Origin of the sequence: Niabella yanshanensis (assembly GCF_034424215.1) — a bacterium.
Lineage (GTDB): Bacteria > Bacteroidota > Bacteroidia > Chitinophagales > Chitinophagaceae > Niabella > Niabella yanshanensis.
On the sequence record NZ_CP139960.1, the window covers coordinates 5001340 to 5020838 of the forward strand.

The 19499-nt window shown below is 44.5% G+C and carries 10 protein-coding genes; all 10 read right to left on the reverse strand.

Annotation, left to right across the window (positions count from 1 at the left end; translation table 11 throughout):
* Window positions 1-3: 3 nt before the first annotated feature.
* The 10 genes from U0035_RS20645 to U0035_RS20690 all read right to left on the reverse strand — a co-directional run bounded on the left by U0035_RS20645 (window position 4) and on the right by U0035_RS20690 (window position 19492).
* Window positions 4-1407 (reverse strand): polysaccharide lyase domain-containing protein, encoded by a 1404-nt coding sequence (locus U0035_RS20645; RefSeq protein ID WP_114790830.1) that lies wholly within the window; start codon window positions 1405-1407, stop codon window positions 4-6.
* 14 nt (window positions 1408-1421) lie between these two features.
* Window positions 1422-2852: a glycoside hydrolase family 28 protein gene (locus U0035_RS20650; protein ID WP_114790831.1), complete on the reverse strand. Its 1431-nt coding sequence runs from the start codon at window positions 2850-2852 to the stop codon at window positions 1422-1424.
* A gap of 2 nt (window positions 2853-2854) precedes the next feature.
* Window positions 2855-4087, reverse strand: coding sequence for an oligogalacturonate lyase family protein (locus U0035_RS20655; RefSeq protein ID WP_114790979.1), 1233 nt, complete (start codon window positions 4085-4087; stop codon window positions 2855-2857).
* Between the two features lie 10 nt (window positions 4088-4097).
* Window positions 4098-5594 carry a RagB/SusD family nutrient uptake outer membrane protein gene (locus U0035_RS20660; protein WP_114790832.1) on the reverse strand — a complete coding sequence of 499 codons (1497 nt, stop codon included), beginning with the start codon at window positions 5592-5594 and terminating at the stop codon, window positions 4098-4100.
* Between the two features lie 22 nt (window positions 5595-5616).
* Complete coding sequence (locus U0035_RS20665; protein WP_114790833.1) at window positions 5617-8784, reverse strand: SusC/RagA family TonB-linked outer membrane protein; 3168 nt, start codon at window positions 8782-8784, stop codon at window positions 5617-5619.
* Between the two features lie 162 nt (window positions 8785-8946).
* On the reverse strand, window positions 8947-11085 hold the full coding sequence (locus tag U0035_RS20670; protein ID WP_114790834.1) for a hypothetical protein: 2139 nt from the start codon (window positions 11083-11085) through the stop codon (window positions 8947-8949).
* Between the two features lie 120 nt (window positions 11086-11205).
* Window positions 11206-12876 (reverse strand): RagB/SusD family nutrient uptake outer membrane protein, encoded by a 1671-nt coding sequence (locus tag U0035_RS20675; RefSeq protein ID WP_114790835.1) that lies wholly within the window; start codon window positions 12874-12876, stop codon window positions 11206-11208.
* Between the two features lie 38 nt (window positions 12877-12914).
* Window positions 12915-16097, reverse strand: coding sequence for a SusC/RagA family TonB-linked outer membrane protein (locus tag U0035_RS20680; RefSeq protein WP_245957710.1), 3183 nt, complete (start codon window positions 16095-16097; stop codon window positions 12915-12917).
* 49 nt (window positions 16098-16146) lie between these two features.
* Window positions 16147-17682, reverse strand: coding sequence for a fasciclin domain-containing protein (locus tag U0035_RS20685; protein ID WP_114790836.1), 1536 nt, complete (start codon window positions 17680-17682; stop codon window positions 16147-16149).
* A 106-nt stretch (window positions 17683-17788) separates the two neighbouring features.
* On the reverse strand, window positions 17789-19492 hold the full coding sequence (locus U0035_RS20690) for a fasciclin domain-containing protein (RefSeq protein WP_114790837.1): 1704 nt from the start codon (window positions 19490-19492) through the stop codon (window positions 17789-17791).
* Window positions 19493-19499: the final 7 nt, after the last annotated feature.

Sequence of the window (19499 nt, forward strand, 5' to 3'; positions counted from 1 at the left end):
TATTTATGATAGTTTTTTTTCAGCTAATCCGTTAATATATACTTCGACATTGTAATAGCCCTTATGCGTTTTATTCATTTGCAAGGCGTCTGAGGCGTTGTTGGGATTCAACCCCATTTTCTTTTCAACTTCATCCGGGATACCATCATGGTCGCTATCCTTTAAAGGTTGAGTCGTCTCGAATTGACCCAGCCCGCCATTGGACAGCGGGAGGTCATTTTCTTTAAAAATCAATGTACCTTTTTTCCCTTTAGATATAACTTCCGATATGATCAGATCATCCACCTCGTCCCGGGAGGGTAAAACGGAGCCTGCCTGGCGGATCACCTGTTCGAATGCTTCGCTCGCACTGGCGATGTTATTACTAAAGGGATAAGAAAATGGCTCTTTGGCAAAATTGGAATCACGCAGACCCGGGTAGCCATTGCTGTCCGCGCTTAATAAGGATCCGTTCAGTACTCCGTCTTTATTATCATCGTAGTAGTTGCCGGCTGCATGAAGATAGAAAGTGCCGGTTCCTCTTGATAGCGGTGATTCCCTGGGCGGGGTGGCAGGACCGGCTACAAAATAGTTGTTAATGATATTTACTTTGGACACGCCCGCCGAACCTCCCATGATATAACCATCACCGGAAACCGAATGTCCATAAGTGTTTCCCGAATTGCCCCAGTTGTATACTACGTTATTCACAAATTCGTTATAGCCTTTTACTTTAGGATTTCTTGTTTTATTGCTGGCATATAAGCTCTTTACGATGCTCACATGCCCGTTCATGGTTTGAATCAATCCACCAGCCGAATGGTTATGAATGTTTAATCCCTGGCTTACAATGCAATGCTGCAGGGTGATGCTATCGGGCTCAAAGCCTCTGCGGTCCCAATTGATAGAAAAAACCTCGTCCTGCCCCCAGGAGAAGGATACATGATCGAAGATAATATGTTTGCCATTCGCAACACCCGATGCATCGTCATTACGCGTAGCGCCTACATTAGCACCCAGCCTGATCCGTATGTACCGTATGATGGAATGATTGGCACCTGTAAAGGAAACTTTTCTGCCGTATAAGGTAATGCCTTTACCCGGAGCCGTCTGGCCTGCTATGGTAGTATAAGGCGATACGGTTATATTGGACTGCAGCTTTATGATACCGCTCACTGTGAAAACTACAAACCTTCCTGGTCTACTTACAGCATCCCTGAAAGAGCCGGGACCATTGTCACCTAAATTGCTCACCACATATAGGGATGGGTTATGGTAACCCCTCGCACCTTGTGCGAACTGTCCAAATCCTTCGGCACCGGGAAATGCCTTTGCCGGATCAATATTCTTTAAATGTACACCGGCCCTGGTATTCCCTGTTATGCCAAGTAAAAGAAGAGCCCATAATAATGCGATCGAAAGTTTCATTACAGTTATAGAAATTAATTCGTGAGGGTTAGATTCATGTTCTCTGATTTTTCAACTGCCAGGGGAGCCCCGTCGCTCCCTTTTATGGAAACATTTTTGAACTTCCAGCCTTTGGCATTACTGATGGTACCAGCCTTAGCTCCTGTTATTTCAATATCGGAGAAATTGAAATGGGTTGCCGGCGATTGAGGAATTCCATTACAGTAAATGATATGATTGGTAATGCCTGTGGCTTTTATATTGGAAACATATATGTTTCTGAACACTGGAATCCCTCTGGAAGATGGATCTACTTTTTGTAATAATGTCTTCCAATGTTGAGGAATAGAATCATAGTTGTAGCCAGCCGGAAGCAACGAATTACTATAAGCTGGATTCCAGTTCATGGTAAAATGAAAGGCATTGCGTACGCTATCCATTTTTATATTATGCAGGTAAATGTTTTCTACTGTACCCCCGCGGGTGGTAGTAGATTTAATATGGAAGCCTTGTCCTGTTTTGAAGGCCTGCAGATCATAGGCCAATACATTTCGGATACCACCCGAGGTTTCGCTGCCAAGGGTTAGCAAGCCTCCGCCTTTACGCGCAATACATTTGCGGATCACTACATATTCTGTAGGACGGTTTACCCGGAGGCCATCCCAATCGCGGCCGGCTTTTAAACAAAAATCATCGTCGTTGCAGTCGATGTCACAGTTCTCAATCAATACCCAGCTGGACGAGTCTACATCGATACCGTCTGTACTGGGACCATGACCGTCTTCATTGTTCCGTATGACGACACCGTCTACTGTTAATCTCGTGGAATAAAGCAACTGCACCGTCCAGAATCCTGCATTTTTAAAAGTGATCTCCTTTAATGTAATGTCGGAAGCATTTTGTGTAAGAAAGGTGCGTACGCGTTTGGCATCATAGTCTACGATCCATCTTAATCCCTTAGGTTCGTATTCTTTTCTCATTGCCCAGTACTTGTCCCAGCAAAATTTACCACGGGCATTCACGATGCCTTTACCGGTAACCGCAACATTAGATGCATCAATGATATTGATCAGCGCAGCCGGCCATTTCATTTCGATGCCCGCTATACGGGTATCGATTTCGGGGTAGTCGCTCAGATGCTGTGAGCCGAGCAAAAGCACTCCTGCATCAATTTTAAGATGTACATTGGATTTAAGAAAGATGGAGCCTGTTACATAAGTGCCGGGTTTAAATGCTACGATGCCACCGCCGGCTTTGGCGCAGGCATCAATAGCTTTTTGAATAGCTGCGGTGTTGATCGTAACTGTATCAGACTTTGCTCCAAAATTATTGGTGTAGTATATTTTTTTTCCAGCCGGGAATTTTTTGGCACCCACTTCTTTGGCCCAGGGAAGATCGGGTAATTGCGCCTGGCTATACAAACTGGCTATTAACAAGGCTAATAGCATTGTGCAAACTCTGATCATATTTATCTTTTGGAAGATTTAATTTCAACTGCATAGATATTTTCCCTTCCTTCGAAATTGGCCCGGAAAATGACCCATTGCTGATCGGGTGAAAAATGTATGTTGGGTTCTAAACGGTATTGGTGGTGCTTCATGTTCACCAGTTTTTCAGCTTGGAAGCGATCGCCATTAGGGCGGAAATAATAGATCCATTGTCCATCAGGAGCTTTTGCCACCGAACCGGGATCTCCGCCGTCTCCTGCAAATACTTTGTTGTTTGCCGAGCTTGTGTAATGCACCGACCACTCATTTCTTTGCAGTTCATACCTGGTAGTTTTACCTGTGGCCAGTTCTACACCTGACACGAAAAAAGTAGATCCGCGTGGCTGCTGCAGATCAAACCATATATAGCGCCCATCTTTGCTGAACCATTCATGTCCTGCAATCTCCATTGGGATGGTTCGTTTATGGATTAGTTTTATTGCTTTGCTGTTGACGTCAATGGTCCAGATCCGGTCAACTTTGTGCCAGGGGCCTTCATGACAGAACATTAACAACGATGGATCAGTGGGGGAGAACTGTATATGATTCAACCAGGCACTATCTGTAAATATTTTATTGAGCGTACCGTTATTAATATCAATTGTGAACAGGGTTCGGGGTAGCTTAGCTTCGTAGATCAGGTTAAAGTAACTGCTTTTCGCGGGGTTCTGCTTTAAGATATCTTTTTCAGTATCACTGGTTTTGGCGCCTGCCAATAGTGTGCCATCTGCATTGATGGTAGTGATACCCGCTTTAAAGTCATCAGGAAATACATATACCAGCCTGTTTTTTTTTGTTGACAGGTTTACTGCAAATACACTGTCTTTTACCTGGTAAAAAGCTTCATTGCGTTGAGGTGATACAATCTCCCCGGTAATAGGTGATGCGTGATTGGTAAGCCGCTCCGCCTGCAATGTTTTCAGGTCCAGCAGGTACAATTGGCGATCCCGGGCGTTGCTGTTGTAGGTTTCCTGCTTTGCTGCTGGATCAACGGTTTTTTCGGTGCTATAGTACACCATTTTATCTCCAACAAAGGGATTGTTATGGAAATAAAAACTCAGGTTGCTCCTGTTGTTATTGGTAAGGCGCACTATTTTATGATCTGTGTCAGCATCAATCCAGCTATCCGGCATATCAGGCCCTGTTTTTTGCTTTTGTTGAGCAATAGAAGCATGAGCATAAATAGCCAGCAATATCAGTATTTTGAATTTCATACCTGTTTTTTTAATATCCATCATTTTGAGGGTACAGATCCGGAGCTGCATCCAGTTCGGGTTGAGGAACAGGATAAATGATATAGTTTTTGTTAAACGGCTGCATTTGATGCTGAACATCTTCGGCGGTGATCCATGCAGGTATTATCTGGTCGATTTTTCCCATCCTGATGAGATCATACCAGCGGGAACCTTCGCCCACAAACTCTTTTCTTCTTTCTTCAAAGAGGCGATCCAGCGAGACACTCGAAATAGGGGAGAGCCCGGCCCTGACTCTTATTTGATTTACTGCCTCATCCACATCAGCCTGCGAACCGGCAGCACCCTTGAGAATACACTCCGCTTTAAGTAACAATACATCTGTGTAACGCAGCACAATAAAGTTAATGGGCCAGTCTAACCTGTTAGCAGGTGTTTTGCTTACGTCAATATACTTTTTAATAAAAGATCGGGTTTCTGCTACGCCATTGAAAGTATAACCGGTTTGAATCGTGAAAGCCTTCCTTGTATCTTCCGCTTCGAAGCTATTTAACAGGCTGGAAGAAACCGGGCGAATCATTAAACCTCCTTGCGTAGGTTTGCCTTGCGACTGAAACCAGGTATCGGGTGCAAGTAGCCAGGGAAAAGTAGATCCAAGCACAGGAGTGAAGCCTGTGGCGTATTGTACGTCAAATATCACTTCGCTGTTATTCTCATTCGCGTACGAGAAGATGTCTGGGAACGATTGGGAAAACGTATATTTTCCGCTGGCAATAATTTCATTGAGTAATGTCAGCGCCTGTGAATACTCGTTCAGTCCCATGCCGGGGCCATTTATATCGTAGGTCGGGGCGCTTCTCATCAGGTGCACTAACGCTAAGATTCCTTTTGCAGAGAATTTTGTTGCCCGGCCCCTGTCGGCTGCGGGATAAGTTTCGGGAAGATTGTCGGCTGCAAATTGTAAGTCCTGAAGAATCAATTCATACACTTTATTGACTTCTGATCGTTGAAGTTGCCGTGCTTCTTCGGGTGATACTGCTTCTTCCGTTACAGGTACTCTTCCGAAAATTTTTACGAGGTCGAAATAATAGAAGGCGCGTAGAAATCTGGCTTCAGCCTCGTAACGCCTGCGAAGCACTTCATCGGTTACAATGCTACCCCTGTTCTGTAAAGCAAGAAGAAATTCGTTGGCGCGATAAATTCCTACAAAATTTGTATTCCATGCTTCTATCACATAAGGGTTACCTGCAATAGTTTTGTGAAAACTATTGATGCCTTCCCAGTCCCTCACACCGCCGTCTGAAACGGCATAAAGGTTGTCTGACCTTGTTTCAGATAAGTTTAAGATGCGATCGGGGTAAGTGCGCAATGAATTATATACCGCATTCAACCCCTGTGTGAAATCGGCTGGCTGTGTGTAGAAATTTTGTGTACTTAGATTTGAAATGGGTTGCTGATCCAGGTCTTTAGCACAACCTGTTGCAATGATGGTTCCCAGAAATATGATTAGGTATGTATAATATTTCATTTTTTCTGCTTTTGATTAGGGATTAAAAACTGAAGTTTACGCCAAATACCAGCGAGCGGGGAAGGGGTAGCCCTCCGTAATCGCCGGCTTCGGGATAATTATTATCACCACTCAAATTGGTGTTATTAGCTTCAGGATTCAGGCCGCCTTTATATTTATCGTATCCCCAAAAGTTTTCAGCCGTTATAAACAACCGGGCTGCCTGAATAACCGCGTTATTTTTGAATACGCCGCCAAGATTGTAGCCCAACGTTACATTTCTCACCCTGATATAGTCTGAAGAATAAAGCCAGTCGGTATTTTTAATACGACCGAATGTAGAATAGGCTTTGCCTACTACACCCTCGCCAGGATCGGATGCAGACCGCCATCTGTCTCTATAAAATCCAAGAGCGTTATCCGTAAATCCCTGTCCGGTTCGTCCCAGAGCTCTTCCCAGTAATGAATATACAGATCCGCCGTGCTGACCCTGAACGAGCACGGAAAGGTCAAAGTTTTTGTATTTAAAGGTGTTAGTCATCCCCCACATAAAATCCGGATTAGGGTGGCCTACTATCTGCCTGTCGTTGGCGTCGATAACACCGTCACCGTTAAAATCTACATATCTGGGATCTCCTTCTACCTGTGAGCCATATTTTGCTGCACCATTGGCAATGTCATCGGCTGTTAGTATACCATCCTGTTTTACCACATAAATACTATAAAGAGGTTCTCCCACTCTGAGGATAGCGTGTGAGATATCGAATGAGGAAGGAATCAGTAATTGTTGCTGACCACCAGGTAAAGAGATCAACTCGTTTCGATTCAATGTAAGATTAATATTGCTATTCCATTGAAAATCGCTTCTGACAACATTCCTGGTATTCAGGTCAAATTCCCATCCGGTATTCTTAACCTCACCCGCGTTGGCTAAAACCTGCCCCGAACCAGTAACAGCTAATACCGGAACATAAAACAGCAGGTCTCTGGTTTTTTTATTATAATATTCTGCAGAAAGGCTAATGCGATTGCGAAGAATGCTAAGGTCTACCCCTATATTAACCATCTGAGATTTTTCCCATCTCAATTCTGCGTTGGTAATACCCGAAGGCGCGAATCCTGTAACCTGGTTACCGTTGAAAGTATAGCCATAGTTTCCCAATGTGGCAATGCTGCCGTAGTCGGGAATATTATAGTTGCCTGATGTACCAAAGCTGGCACGTAATTTCAGATCACTAATAAAATCCACATCAGACATGAATGACTCACCACTTACCCGCCAGCCGGCCGAGAATGAAGGGAATACCCCCCATTTTGTATTAGCCCCGAATCTGGAGGAACCATCTCTTCTCATGCTGGCCGATAGGAGGTATTTATTATCGTATCCATATTGGAGGCGGGCCAGGTAAGAGAGAAGTATATTCATCGACTCGGTGGCAGATCCGGTTACTGCTACTGCATCGCTTAGCGTAGTTATCGAACCTGACCTGAAACCTCCCTGCGAAGACATATTCGAGTTTTCTAACTTGTCCGAGTTGTAAGTAAATCCAGCGACAAAAGAAACATCATGCAGGTTGTTGTAGATCTTGTTGTATGAAATAGTATTTTCATTAACGAAGGTTCTTTTTCTTATGGTATTGTAAGAGCCTGAAGTCAGGGTGGAAAGCTGTGCGAGTCGTGTAGGAAGACTGCTCGCTATTATATATGGATTATAACTTTTTGCAGTAATATCCGTATTGTCCAAATTGACAGTTGTTCTCAGGTTCAGACCCGGAATGATTGAATAATCTGCATAAACGGTACCCAGTGTTCTGTATCGTTTGGTTTCTCCAATGGTATATTGAAGTTTTGCATAAGGGCTGTTCGTTGACACGCTCCATCTGTATTGTCCATTTAGTCCTGTATTGGCATATAAACCCATGGTATCCTCCTGCACTGGTGTGAAGCTGAGTGCCTGGTGTAAAATGTTGTCTTTACCCTCTACGCCTGGGTCGTGGTTAATGCTATAAGTAGGACTGATGTTTACTCCAAACTTCAATTTTTTAATTGCAGTTACTTCTACGTTGGCGCGGGCTGAGTAACTCGTGTAATCGGTAAATTTTACCATGCCCTCTTGCCGGTTATAGTTACCGGAGATAAAGTATTTCACGTGTTCAGTGCCGCCACTTGCCGACAACTGATGATTTTGTGTCAGTCCCTTTCTGAAGATTTCATCTTGCATGCTGTACAATGCCAGGCCCGGATAACCCTCCTGGAACCAGCGGTCGTCTGTCATCAGGCTTGTGTTTACCTGACCCGCAGCCAGCCCAAGTATTTGTCTTCTTTCTTCATTGGTTTGACTGGCTGTCCGGTTTGCGCCTGATGCCACCCATTGCGCATTGATCATTTCTGTAGAACGATCAATCCATTCCCGGGGCGTTAGCATATCAAGTCCGCGGCTTCTTTCCATGTAACCTACAACGCTGTTGATACTGATGGTTGATTTTCCTGTTTTACCTTTTTTAGTGGTAATCAAAACTACTCCGTTACCTGCACGGGAGCCGTATATAGCAGCAGAAGCTGCATCCTTTAGTACCTGTATCGATTCGATATCGTTGGGATTAATATTGTCGAGTGGGTTGCCGCTTGCATAATTCCCAGACGCGTTTGGACCTGCGGGTGTCAACGGGAACCCGTCAATTACATATAATGGTTCATTTCCTGCAGAGATAGAACTGGTTCCGCGAACCTGCACGCTCAAACCTTTACCCAAGGCACCGGTGGTCTGGCGTACTCTTACCCCGGACAGTTGCCCAACAAGAGCCTGGTCAACACGTTGTACCGGCCGCTCTTCAAAATTGGCATTCAGCGTGCTTACAGCGCCGGTTACATTTCGCTTTTTCTGCGTTCCGTATCCAATGACCACCACTTCACTCATTTGTTGCTGCGTTGACGTTAAAACGATCACCATCGCTTCCGTTGTGGCCTTTACGGTTTTTGTCTGATAGTTGACATGTGTAATAGTTAACTCCGCAGTAGCCAGGTCTCCGGTGGTTAAAGAAAAATTGCCCCCGGCATCTGTGGTGGTGGTACTGCCCGTATTTAGTGTCACAGTAGCACCGCTTACCGCCGTATTTTTGTCGTCGGTAATGGTTCCTTTGATTTGGGCTGATTGTGCTGTAGCCATAAAGCTGGCGCACAGCAGAAGTACCAGGACTGGAATTGTTTTCATATGATACCTGATTATTTAATAATTAATTGCTGCAACTGGCATGCAATTCAAATGGCATTATCAAATCTAAGGTAGAGTTAATATTCAAAGCTGCATCCTGCGCCATCCTGATCTACAGTTACGATAAACAGCGAATATGCTGATATTGAATTAATAGAAGTATTAGGGCATTTTTTGAAGTCCTTCAAATTTTACTTTCCATTTGCCGTCTTTAGGAATTCCGGGTAATGTTCCTTTTGCCTGATCATAACCTGCGCACATCATAGCGATGGCTGTTAACAAACCTCCGTTGCCTGGCAAATAGATTGTCAATCTTCCTTCCTGGTAATTATGGCCGTTGGGCAAGTATGTATTCGTTTGAATATCCATTAGCAAAGCCTGTACGGCTTTCTCCGGATCGCCCAGCCTTGTAGCGGTCATAGCGGTCATGGGAAAATCCCATCCCCAGGTCTCCTGCCAGCTCCAGTTGTTCCAGATCCAGTCAAAAGTATTGTGCATTAGATCTGTGTTCAGTATAGGCGTTTGAGGCATCATGCCTAGTGCACCAAACACAGAAGGGTGATCGGTTTTGTATTCGGGGTTGGTATAAGAATCTGTTCCACTTTCAGTAAATAAATATTTGTTGTCCTGTACAGGCAGTGGTGATAACCTTTTTACCACATCATCCCATTTAGGGTTTCGGGGTAATCCCAGGCGCTCTCGCCACTGCTGCGCAATATTCAGGGCCCAATGCCAGTATACCAACTCGTAGGTAGGGTTGAAGGTTTCCTCGGCCTTGAAACGTTCCTGTGCAGGTATGAGGCCTTTTCCCAAAACATATTTTTGTTTAACAGAATCAAAGCGTGCGAAAGAAGCCATGAAATCGGCAGTGCCGAATACCAGGTCTTTGTATTTATTCAATATGGATTTATCCTGTTGAGCGCGATACAGTAACTCTGTAAAATAAATAAAATGCGGTTGCTGCCAGATCAGGAATGAGCCAATAGATGAAGGTACTTCCCGTCCTTTATTATCGGTCATCTTTTGCCAGCGAATACCTTCATAACCTTGCCTTTTCGCAATGCCTTTTGCAATATCCTGTACTTTAAAGTACCAATCCACACTTTTTTGCATCAGTGCCGGGCGCCCCCATAAAGCAAAATGCACCCCATGCCACCAATGCATTTCCAGGTGAGGCTTACCGTACCAGCTGTTGTAAGTAAGGCCGGTTTCCTGTGGCGGGTAATTGTCTGCACACTGAATGCGGGTGAGATATTGAGAAAGGATGATACGACGCTCTAATTCAAAAGCCCTTTTGTCGATACTGCCCGAAAAGTCTATAGCGCCGCCGCTTTTCCAGAACTGCTGCCAACCCTGTGTGCTGCTTTGTTGTGTAGCAATGAAAGAGGGTAGAGTGGGCTGTACCTGAGGGCTAAATGAACAACTGTATTCGAAGCTGCTGCTGCCATTTGGCGTAATTGTGAAATAATGTGCCTGCTTCTCTTTAAAAACAGCTTTGCCGGTCCATTGCGATTGCACATAATAGCTGGTAGTATCCAATATGTGTTTGATCGTTGCGGTGTTGGCGGTGTTACTGGTGGAGATAGATTGATGCTTGTCTGAAGCCTCCCAGTGATTACCCCTGTCGCCCCAATCTCCGCTGGGGTAGGGGAGCCTCACTCTTATAGCAATGCGGCCTTTTTGCAGTAGAGGCGAATTTACCTTTACGGCTATGGCATCTTTGCTATGGTGGCCATAAGTAATCACCTGAACGGGTATGCCTTCTATTGAGAAGGAGCTGGTGATGCTGCCATTCCACATATTCAATGACTGCTGTATATTTTTAATGTCAGCCAGCGTAGCTAACGATCCGTCTTTTTTAGTTATATCGAAACCTATATTGGCCAGGTGTAGTCTGTGCTCATTGATACGGAAATAATCAGCCGTTTTTTTGCTGATCTCAGGGCCCTGGTTATTTTGTACGGCATAAGTTACGTCGCGTCCGTTTAAATGGTATGTTTTTAAAGCATCCTCATGTTGGTAATTATGAATATTGGGAAAAGCATGCCACCCCCAGGCGCTCTGTGTGCCAAGCGGTACACCGTTGGCGTAATCATCCGGGAAAGATTGCAGGCCGGTTACATCTACTGTGAAGGCAAAGGAGCCATTGCCCACCGAAAGGGAGGCCAGGGTGTCTGCCTTATTGAGACGAACCGTATGACGCTCTACCAGCTGTTGACGGTTAATGCCGCTGGTTTTTTGAGCGCGTACAGCAATAGCGAATAATGTAACTGCTAAAAGAAGGGTGCTGCGAAACTTCATAATAATCTTTGTTTTGAACGAACAGTTGGTTCGTCTAAATGTTTTGAATGTTTACCTATTTCTTAAAGCAGTTAATTTTGGTTGTTGGTTATTCAGCTTCTTCAGCTGGTAAAATATGTTTTATTGCCATTTGAAGGGCAGGTACCAGTTCTCTTTATTTAGGAGTTTGGCTCTTACTGTTGCTGCCGAAGGATCATTTTGCTTCCTCAATTTGTCATAAACCTTATCGGCAAGAAAAGCCGGATCATTTCTACGTAAAGCAATACGTAACAAATCAGACCAGCGACGTCCTTCAAATGCCAGCTCCAGCCCTGCTTCATCAATGATCATGTTTTCAATGGCAATAGTGCTGTCTGCTGAGATAGGAACTGTGTACAGGTTGGCGCGGCCTCTCAAACCATTGTTTAAATACCAATCGGCAGCTATCTGCGGATTATCACTCTTGCGTGCGTCAAATAAATAAGGCGCGCCTTCATCTGTGATCCTGTTGCCTAAGGTAGGTTGAATACCCTGGTTTACCAAAGCATTGGCAATCGCGCGATGTCCATCCCTGTTCGCAGCTTCCGCAAAGGCCAGGTGTAAAGCTGCAGCCCGGTATAAGAACCATTTTTCTGTATTGGCATTATATCCATATTTGGCTACCTGCGGTTCGTTGCCAACCAAGGTATAACTGAATTTTGGACCACGTGCATCATAAGGGAAATTGTTCTTCTGAACCTGTGCATTCCAACTGTCAACCGATTGTTGCGATGGTTTGAGCAGGAAGTTTGTGGTGAAAAGTTTTGTAAATGGATTATTGGGCTGGAATAGCGTATTGTAGGGCAGGTACCATACCCACTCGTACCCGAATAGACGGTCTTCTGCGCGGGCAAATATAGAGCGCCAGCCCTGGCTGTTACTGTTGATCAGCGAATACTCATCCATTTCGTTGTACCGAAGGTAGCCTACTGCCAGATCGTTATTATCTCCTTTTGAGGCGCCTGTTATGCGATAAGTAAAGAAATCGCCTGTTCCACCGGTTTCCATTACCTCTTTGAGCACAGTGGCTGCTTTGTTGTAGTCGCCGCCTTTTCCTCTCCACAGGTATAGTTCACCCAACATCACTTTTTTGTTAATGAAGAACTTAGAGGTACTATACCCGTCAACAGTCGTTACCAGGTCTGTTCCTGCTGCATAAGGGTCCATATAAGCTAATGACTCCTGCGCATCGATCAACGAATCTAATAAAGCATTGAAAGAAATGGGTTTCGCAGCATCTGTCTGCATTAAAGCTTCCAAAGAGCTTGCAGAGGGAATGTGACTGGATATGTAAGGCACGTTACCAAAATGAATACCCAGTTGCAGGTATACCCAGGCTCTCAGTGAAGCAACATCGGCATAACGCATATTGTATTCAGTCTGGTTCAGGGTTTTGTTAGCCAGCATCTGCCCGAAGTTGTACAGCAGGTCGTTACAATTCAATATAACGTCATAATAGGGTTTGGGATTGGCGTAAGGATTGCCAGCTTTAACATCGTGCTTATTTAACTGAATCAGGTTTTCGTTGGCGTTGGCAGTAGTGGTCAATAAATCAGCTCTTAGCTCATTTAACACCACATAACTTTCGGCCAGCGTCAGAAAACGTCCATATAAACCAATGATAGCGGCATCAGCATCGTATATGTTACGATACATTTTTTTTTCTTCCAGTACACCTGGAGCATCCACATCTATCAACTTTTTGCAGGAGGCCAGCATGGCTATGCAAAGAGCAAAAGCAGTTAATAATTGTATAGAGCTATATCTTTTCATTATTCGTTTTTTTGTTCTTGTCAACTAATAGAATGTGGTTACAAACCAAATCTTACACCCAGCTGTACATATTTGTATTGAGGTTCCAAAAAGCTGTCTACACCTTGTCCATAGATACCAGATGCAGCGCTAAATTCAGGATCATAACCCAGGTATTTGGTAAAGGTTACCAGGTTATTCCCCGTTGCATAAATATGTATGTATTTTAAGGCTGTAGGCTTGATAGGAACTTTGTAAGAAAGGGAAACCGTTTTAAGTCTCAGGTAGGAGGCATCTTCTATCCACCTGTCAGAAAATCTGCTATTGCCCATCGGGTCTCCCCAGGAAGCTTTAGGAATATCAGTTTGCTGGCCATCCGCTCTCCAGCGACGCATCACTGCTTCGGTTTGGTTGGCATAACCACTCTGGGATTCCAGTTGCCTACGTGCATAGTTATATGCCTCACCACCTACATTAAAAGTAGCTAACGCATCGAGTGTCCAGTTATCATAAGTAAGTCTGGTATTAATTCCACCAAAGAAATCAGGATTCGGGTTACCGAATACCTGCATATCGTTTTCATCAATGATCTTGTCTCCATTATCGCTGAATATCACATCGCCGCCACGGAAGGGAGTCAATGATCCGTCGGCATTTCTAATACTTAAGCCACTGGCTGCCGCCGCCGCATCTGAAGCAAACACACCATTGGTTTTATACCCGTAAAACACATTGGGAGCGCTACCCATACCGGTGATAGTATTACCTCCCGCATAGCTGGTAATAAAGCTGCCGGCAGGCAATTCTGTCACGCTGGTTTTATAGGCTGCAATGTTAAAGCCCAGTTGCCATTTTAATTTATTTTGGTTGATCAGTAAGCCCGTGATGGCGGTCTCCCAGCCATTGGTTTTCATAGCGCCGTTGTTTTTTATAATGTACTCCTGGCCGGTAATAGCAGGTCCGGGTTCGTATACAATCATATTACTGGTTTTGTTGCTGTATACATCGGCTGTTATTTGTAAGCGTTCATTAAATAATGCCAGGTCCAGGCCCAGGTTTAATTTAGATACCTGTTCCCATTGTAACCGCTCATCAGCAATACCACCGCGCACCAGGCCAGCTACACCCAACAGGTTTTGCGATACATAATAGCTGCGTGCTGTATAGTTGCCGATGTCGTCATTACCGGTTATTCCGTATGATACCCTCAACTTGGCAAGGTTGATGGCCGGTGCTGCTGCCATGAAATCTTCTGAAGAAATCAGCCAGGCGGCGCCTACCGATGGGAACACCCCGAACCGGCGGCCGCCGATTTCAATACCTGCATCTTCAATTTTATGACCAAATCGCGAAGAGGCATCCAAAGCGCTGGCGACGGTGATAAAATATTTATCTGCCATGTTGTAGTCTGCATTCAGGTACATATTCAACCAGGTGGCTGATCCAAGGCTGCCGCCTATTTGACGAAGCGAGTTTAAGCCATAGCCTACTCCGGTAAGCTGGTCGGTAGCTGAATTGAAACCTAAGCCATAGTCCTGTTCACCATTTGTTTTGTTGTAACGTACCCCTGCTTTAATATTAAGTTGGTTCCGCTTATTAAAAGCCCTGTAATAGCTGATCCTGGTATCATTGAAGGTATTGAACGCTTTGATGACCTGTGCCCCCGACCGGTTGCGCGCCAATGTGCCGTTAAATAAAGTATCCGGCGCTATTCCTCTTTCGGGAATAAAAAAGTTCTCCCGGTTTTTCTGACTGGTAATGGCAATCGTAGTTCCCAGTGTGAGGCTGTTGGATAGCTGGTAGTTAAAAGTAACACCACCCACGAACCTGTAGCTGGTATTATTACCGGTCATGTCCCGTATAATAGCAGCAGGGTTGCTAAAACCCAGCGTATCTCTGCCGGCTAGTAATGGAGATTCCAGACCATTATCAGCAATTACATGGATAGGTAAAAACGGCGCTTTCACCAAAGAAGTGTAAATAGGATTGGTGGTGGGGTTAATGCCCTGGTTCTTTAGGTCTGAGCTGCTTCTGAAATACCCGATATTAGCAGATGCTGTTAATCTTTTGCTCAGGTTCAGGTCGGCATTAAACCTCATATTGTAGCGGTTGAGGCCTGTTTCCTCCAAAGGCGATTTACTGTTTAAGTAGCCGATAGACAGCCCATATTTGGCGATATTGTCACCGCCGGTAATTTTTAAGTAAGCATTTTGCGTATATCGCTGACTAAAGACCTGGTTTTGCCAGTCGGTATTAGAGTGGTACCTGTAGTACTCGGGGTTATTAACGTCATCGTTCATGTAGGGCAGCTGTTGGATTTCTGAAGCTGACAAACCTTTAGATTGCAACATTTCTGACAAATAGCTTCTGTAATTACCTGCTCCCATTACCGGAATGGCTGCAGGAGCTAAAGACACCCCCCCATAAACTGCTGCATCAATTTTAGTGGCTTCTTCACGGGCTCTTGCAGTTGTGATAATGATCACGCCGTTGGCAGCTTTAGCACCGTATAAAGAAGAACCATCTTTTAGAACTGTAATATCATCAATATCTTTCAGATCGATAAAGGAGAGTGGGTTATTATAGTGTCCAGACACGAGGGAATTACCATAAGTACCATTGTCATAGTATACTCCATCCACAATGATCATGGGCTGGTTGGACGCGAAAAGGGAACTATAGCCTCTTAAAAAAAGGTCAGCTCCTATACCCGGTGTTCCTGATCTGCGAATGGACTGAAGCCCTGCTACGCGTCCCTGCAGGTAAGCATCAGGTGTTTCAGGGATGTTGGCCCAGGCACCGTCTGTTTTAATTGTAGTGGCCGCATTTGCTATTTTACTACGTATCATGGTGCCGGAGGGGAGCGTGATGTCTTCGTAAAAAGACGGGAAGCCGGTTTTCTGCAGTTCTATAATAATATTCTTATTGCCTTTTAAAGCAATCTCTTTTGCCTGGTAACTTTCAGCAGTTACTAATAAAGTTATATCGCTCCATGGGGCGTCGATGGTGAAACGGCCGGAAGTATCGCTTATAGCGGCTGCAAATTCTTTATAGGTAATGTTGGCGCCCACTATCGGTTTGCCGGTAGTCGCATCGTTAATGGTTCCGGAAACGGGATTAGCCATTTTTGAAGTAGCAGCCAAAGCAGGCTGGGGCGTTTGCTCCTGCGCATAGGCCGTACTACATAACACCGGGAAACACATTACCGGCAGGATCTTCACTATATTAAATAATCTTCGCATAGTCTGTTATAAGTGATAATAGTCGTAAATATTAACCAATCAGTTTTATTTAAAACACAGGTTCAAATCTTATGTAATTCACCGTTAAATTAAACGGACGGGCAGTTGCAGTTGCAGGTGCTACGACCCTGATATACCTGGTAGCGGGATTCAGAGTATATGCTATCCCGGCGGGGCTGCTGGTGGGGTAGGACAATAACCAGTTGTATTCATCATTGGTAAATTCGCCAAGGTAGAATTCAGTGTAAGTATTGGGTGTTACATGGACAGAATTTTCAAACCTGAGTGCCAGCGTATCTGCCTGCCGGTTGAATACCCGAACCGTATGGCTCAGCGTTGAGTCTGTGCCATACGTGCCATCGCCCTGAGGTGAAATTACTTTATCATTTAAAGACATTATGTATACTTTATATTTGGTTGTGTAAAGCTGATTGGTATAATACAATACGTACCTGTTGGCGCCACTGCTACCCATATTCAGGTATATGTCCTTAAAAGCAGATCCTGTAAGCGGGTTCATCCGGTCCCGGTAAAAAATAGTAGCCGAATTGGGAACCGAAAAAGCATAAGGGTTTTCTCCTTCGACATACACCACCGGTATCTTTTCCTGTAAAGCAATACCAGAGGAGTTCATTACGTATGCGATACCGTTGCTTAACTTCTTTACGGAAACGATGGAGGAACGGTCCATTGTGATCTTTACACCGAACTTTGATTCAAGAACTGCCGGCAAATTGGCTTCGGTATATAGTCCTCTCACTGCAAAATCCTTCACAGCAGCCCATGACGTATTGCTGTTGGCTGTATCAGCATCCGCTCCATTAAAATAGGGGCGCAGCCTCGTTTTTTCCGCATTAAATGCATCATTCGTCAGCAGTATATAGGTAAAGAGACTGTCTTCGTTAGCTACATCCAACACTTTTGTTTTAAAAGTATTAATATTGACAATACCTGTACCTGGTTTATATACCGGCTCGCCTGTAGCAGGATTAATACTGTCTAACTCTGCCAGGTTGGGGTCCTGACCAACATAATTGAGCGTGGATATATAATCATTCTGCAGGAAGCTGCTTTTGGTATCCAGTATGTATTCCCATACGCTTTGCAGCGGAGCGATGGCTTTATCAATTTTATGTAAGACTCCGTTACGTACATAAATGTCGCTTTCTGTAATATTCGCTTCGTCAAATTTCCGGGATATAAAGAACACCTTTTTGCCATTAAGCAGGGGCACCCTTAGAGAATCAACAGCATCACGCGTGAAGTAAGCATTCGTTGATATGTGATTTTGCAAGAATGCTTTTAATTGAGCCGGGTTGGATGTTACAGAGCCGGGCAGGGATGCCAATGCTTCATTACCGGGTGCAAAAACCGTCAGGTTTTTAGAAGCGTTGAGCAGGCTGTCCAGCCCGCTTTGCTGCACATAATTGGCGAAGCTGCTTAACTGGGGATCTTTTTTGATATGTTCCATCAATGTTTCAGATAGCTGCTGCTCGGGAAGCGCAATATGATCTTCCCATTTTTTACATGCTTCCATTGTTATAAGAAAAGTGATACCAGCTACCCAAAACGACAATCTTTTCATCTGATTTTTTTTTATTCGGCTTCAGTACTTCTGTATGAAGCAAGAGAGTTATAAAAGCGGTCCCGGTTATTGAAACCGCTTTTGATTGATCTATAATTATTAATCTTTAGTAAACTATGGTGCCGTCCGGGTCAAAGCGCGGACTGGTTTGACTGGGCCAATCAATAGGAATGAAATGGACCATATCAAAATTACAGTCGGCATTTTGGCCGGATAATAATTCAAATTTGATTTTATGGCGGCCTGTGGAGGTAACATCAACGATCCCCAGCATACGCCCCACGGTTGAACCTGAAGGTTTGGTGCCCGCCCACCATTTCCAGCCCAGTGCTGCGAGATTTGCTTCATCCTTGGGCTGTACGGAAGATATCTTTTTATGGAACTCGATCAGGGCACTGGTAAGCGGTGTGCCGTTAAACGATGCCTGAACGGCGCTCACGGTGCTGTTTTGGGTATAGTAACAGAACCAAACCTTATACTTTCCTTTTACCAGCAGGGGAGTAGTAAATTCTATCCAGCTGTTGCCAGAGCAGGTTCCTGTATTTTCGGTGTTACTTGAGGAACGGCCCATACCCATTTGCCAGTAATCTTTCAGGTAACCACCCGATGCTACGCGATATTTCAGGCAGCTTCTTTCCCATTTCAGATCTTTGAAGGTATTACCATCGCCAAAATCAAATAAGTAGGTTTTCTTCCCATAGATGGCGCTAAGTCTTGTTAGTTCAGGTTGTGTGGAACAAAGATCCCAATAAACGGCAAATGGTTTTCTTTCCTTAATGGCAATGCCCCCCATGGCATGGTGTAATACACCATTGATCGCACTCCTATCGCTGGTTGCTATATCCAGTTCTACGCCCGGCTCATGTACCAAACCATTGATGGTAGTATAGCTATCATCGTTGATCAGCACTTTGTTATTGATGAATTTATTGGTCAACACTTCCAGAGGAGCTAAGGTTTCATGAGAAGTAGCGGTTACAATATCTGCCAGGAACTTGATATCCGGTAATATATGGTAGGCTGTATAGAGGTATAACCCATCAGTGGGAGAAGCTGGGTTGCCCGATTTGGAATACCTGGCTTTAAGCGCTTCAAAGTTATTAATGCCGGAGTCCAGGTAAGTCTGGTTTTTTTCGGCAATCACAGTGTACCATAAAGTGTCCCCATTGGCCACGGCCTGTGTATTCAGCTTATTGAAGAGGCCGGTTGCTTTTAAAGCCTCTGTGAAGATGGAGTATTCGGGATCCTGTTCGAGTAATTTCGCTAATGTCAGCTCTGTTGGCTGCAGTACATTGTCAATTACATGTATAATGCCGTTACCCAACTCAATGTTTTGTTGTAATACTTTCCCCTGACGGTTGACAATATAGGATGAAACACCGTCTACATTGGTTACGCTGGTAATCAGGTACTGGCCATAGTCTGTAATAGAGGATAGTTTGCCATCGTTAAAATTATACGTGTATACTTTTTCTCCAAGAAGATGAAACTTCAGGATGTCCTGCAGTTGCTCTTTTGTGAAAGATTCCAGGGAAGCTATATTTTTCTCACGCATGTACTTGTCTATCGCCTCGTTGGTAGGCGCAAAAAAAGTATAAGTGCCATAAGTATTGAAAGCGGTAGTGTACCCTGCTTTGTCAATTAGCGTGACGAGTTTGGAAAAACGCGATAACGAATCATTCTGCAGGTATTGCAGAATATTGGGATCGTTGGACGTGGCTTCCTGCAACTGCGTTTTCTGGCAGCTGTTTAAAAACAGGCCTGAAGCCGCTGCAAGCATTACGATAAGTAAGTAGGCAAACTTTTTCATCCTCGTT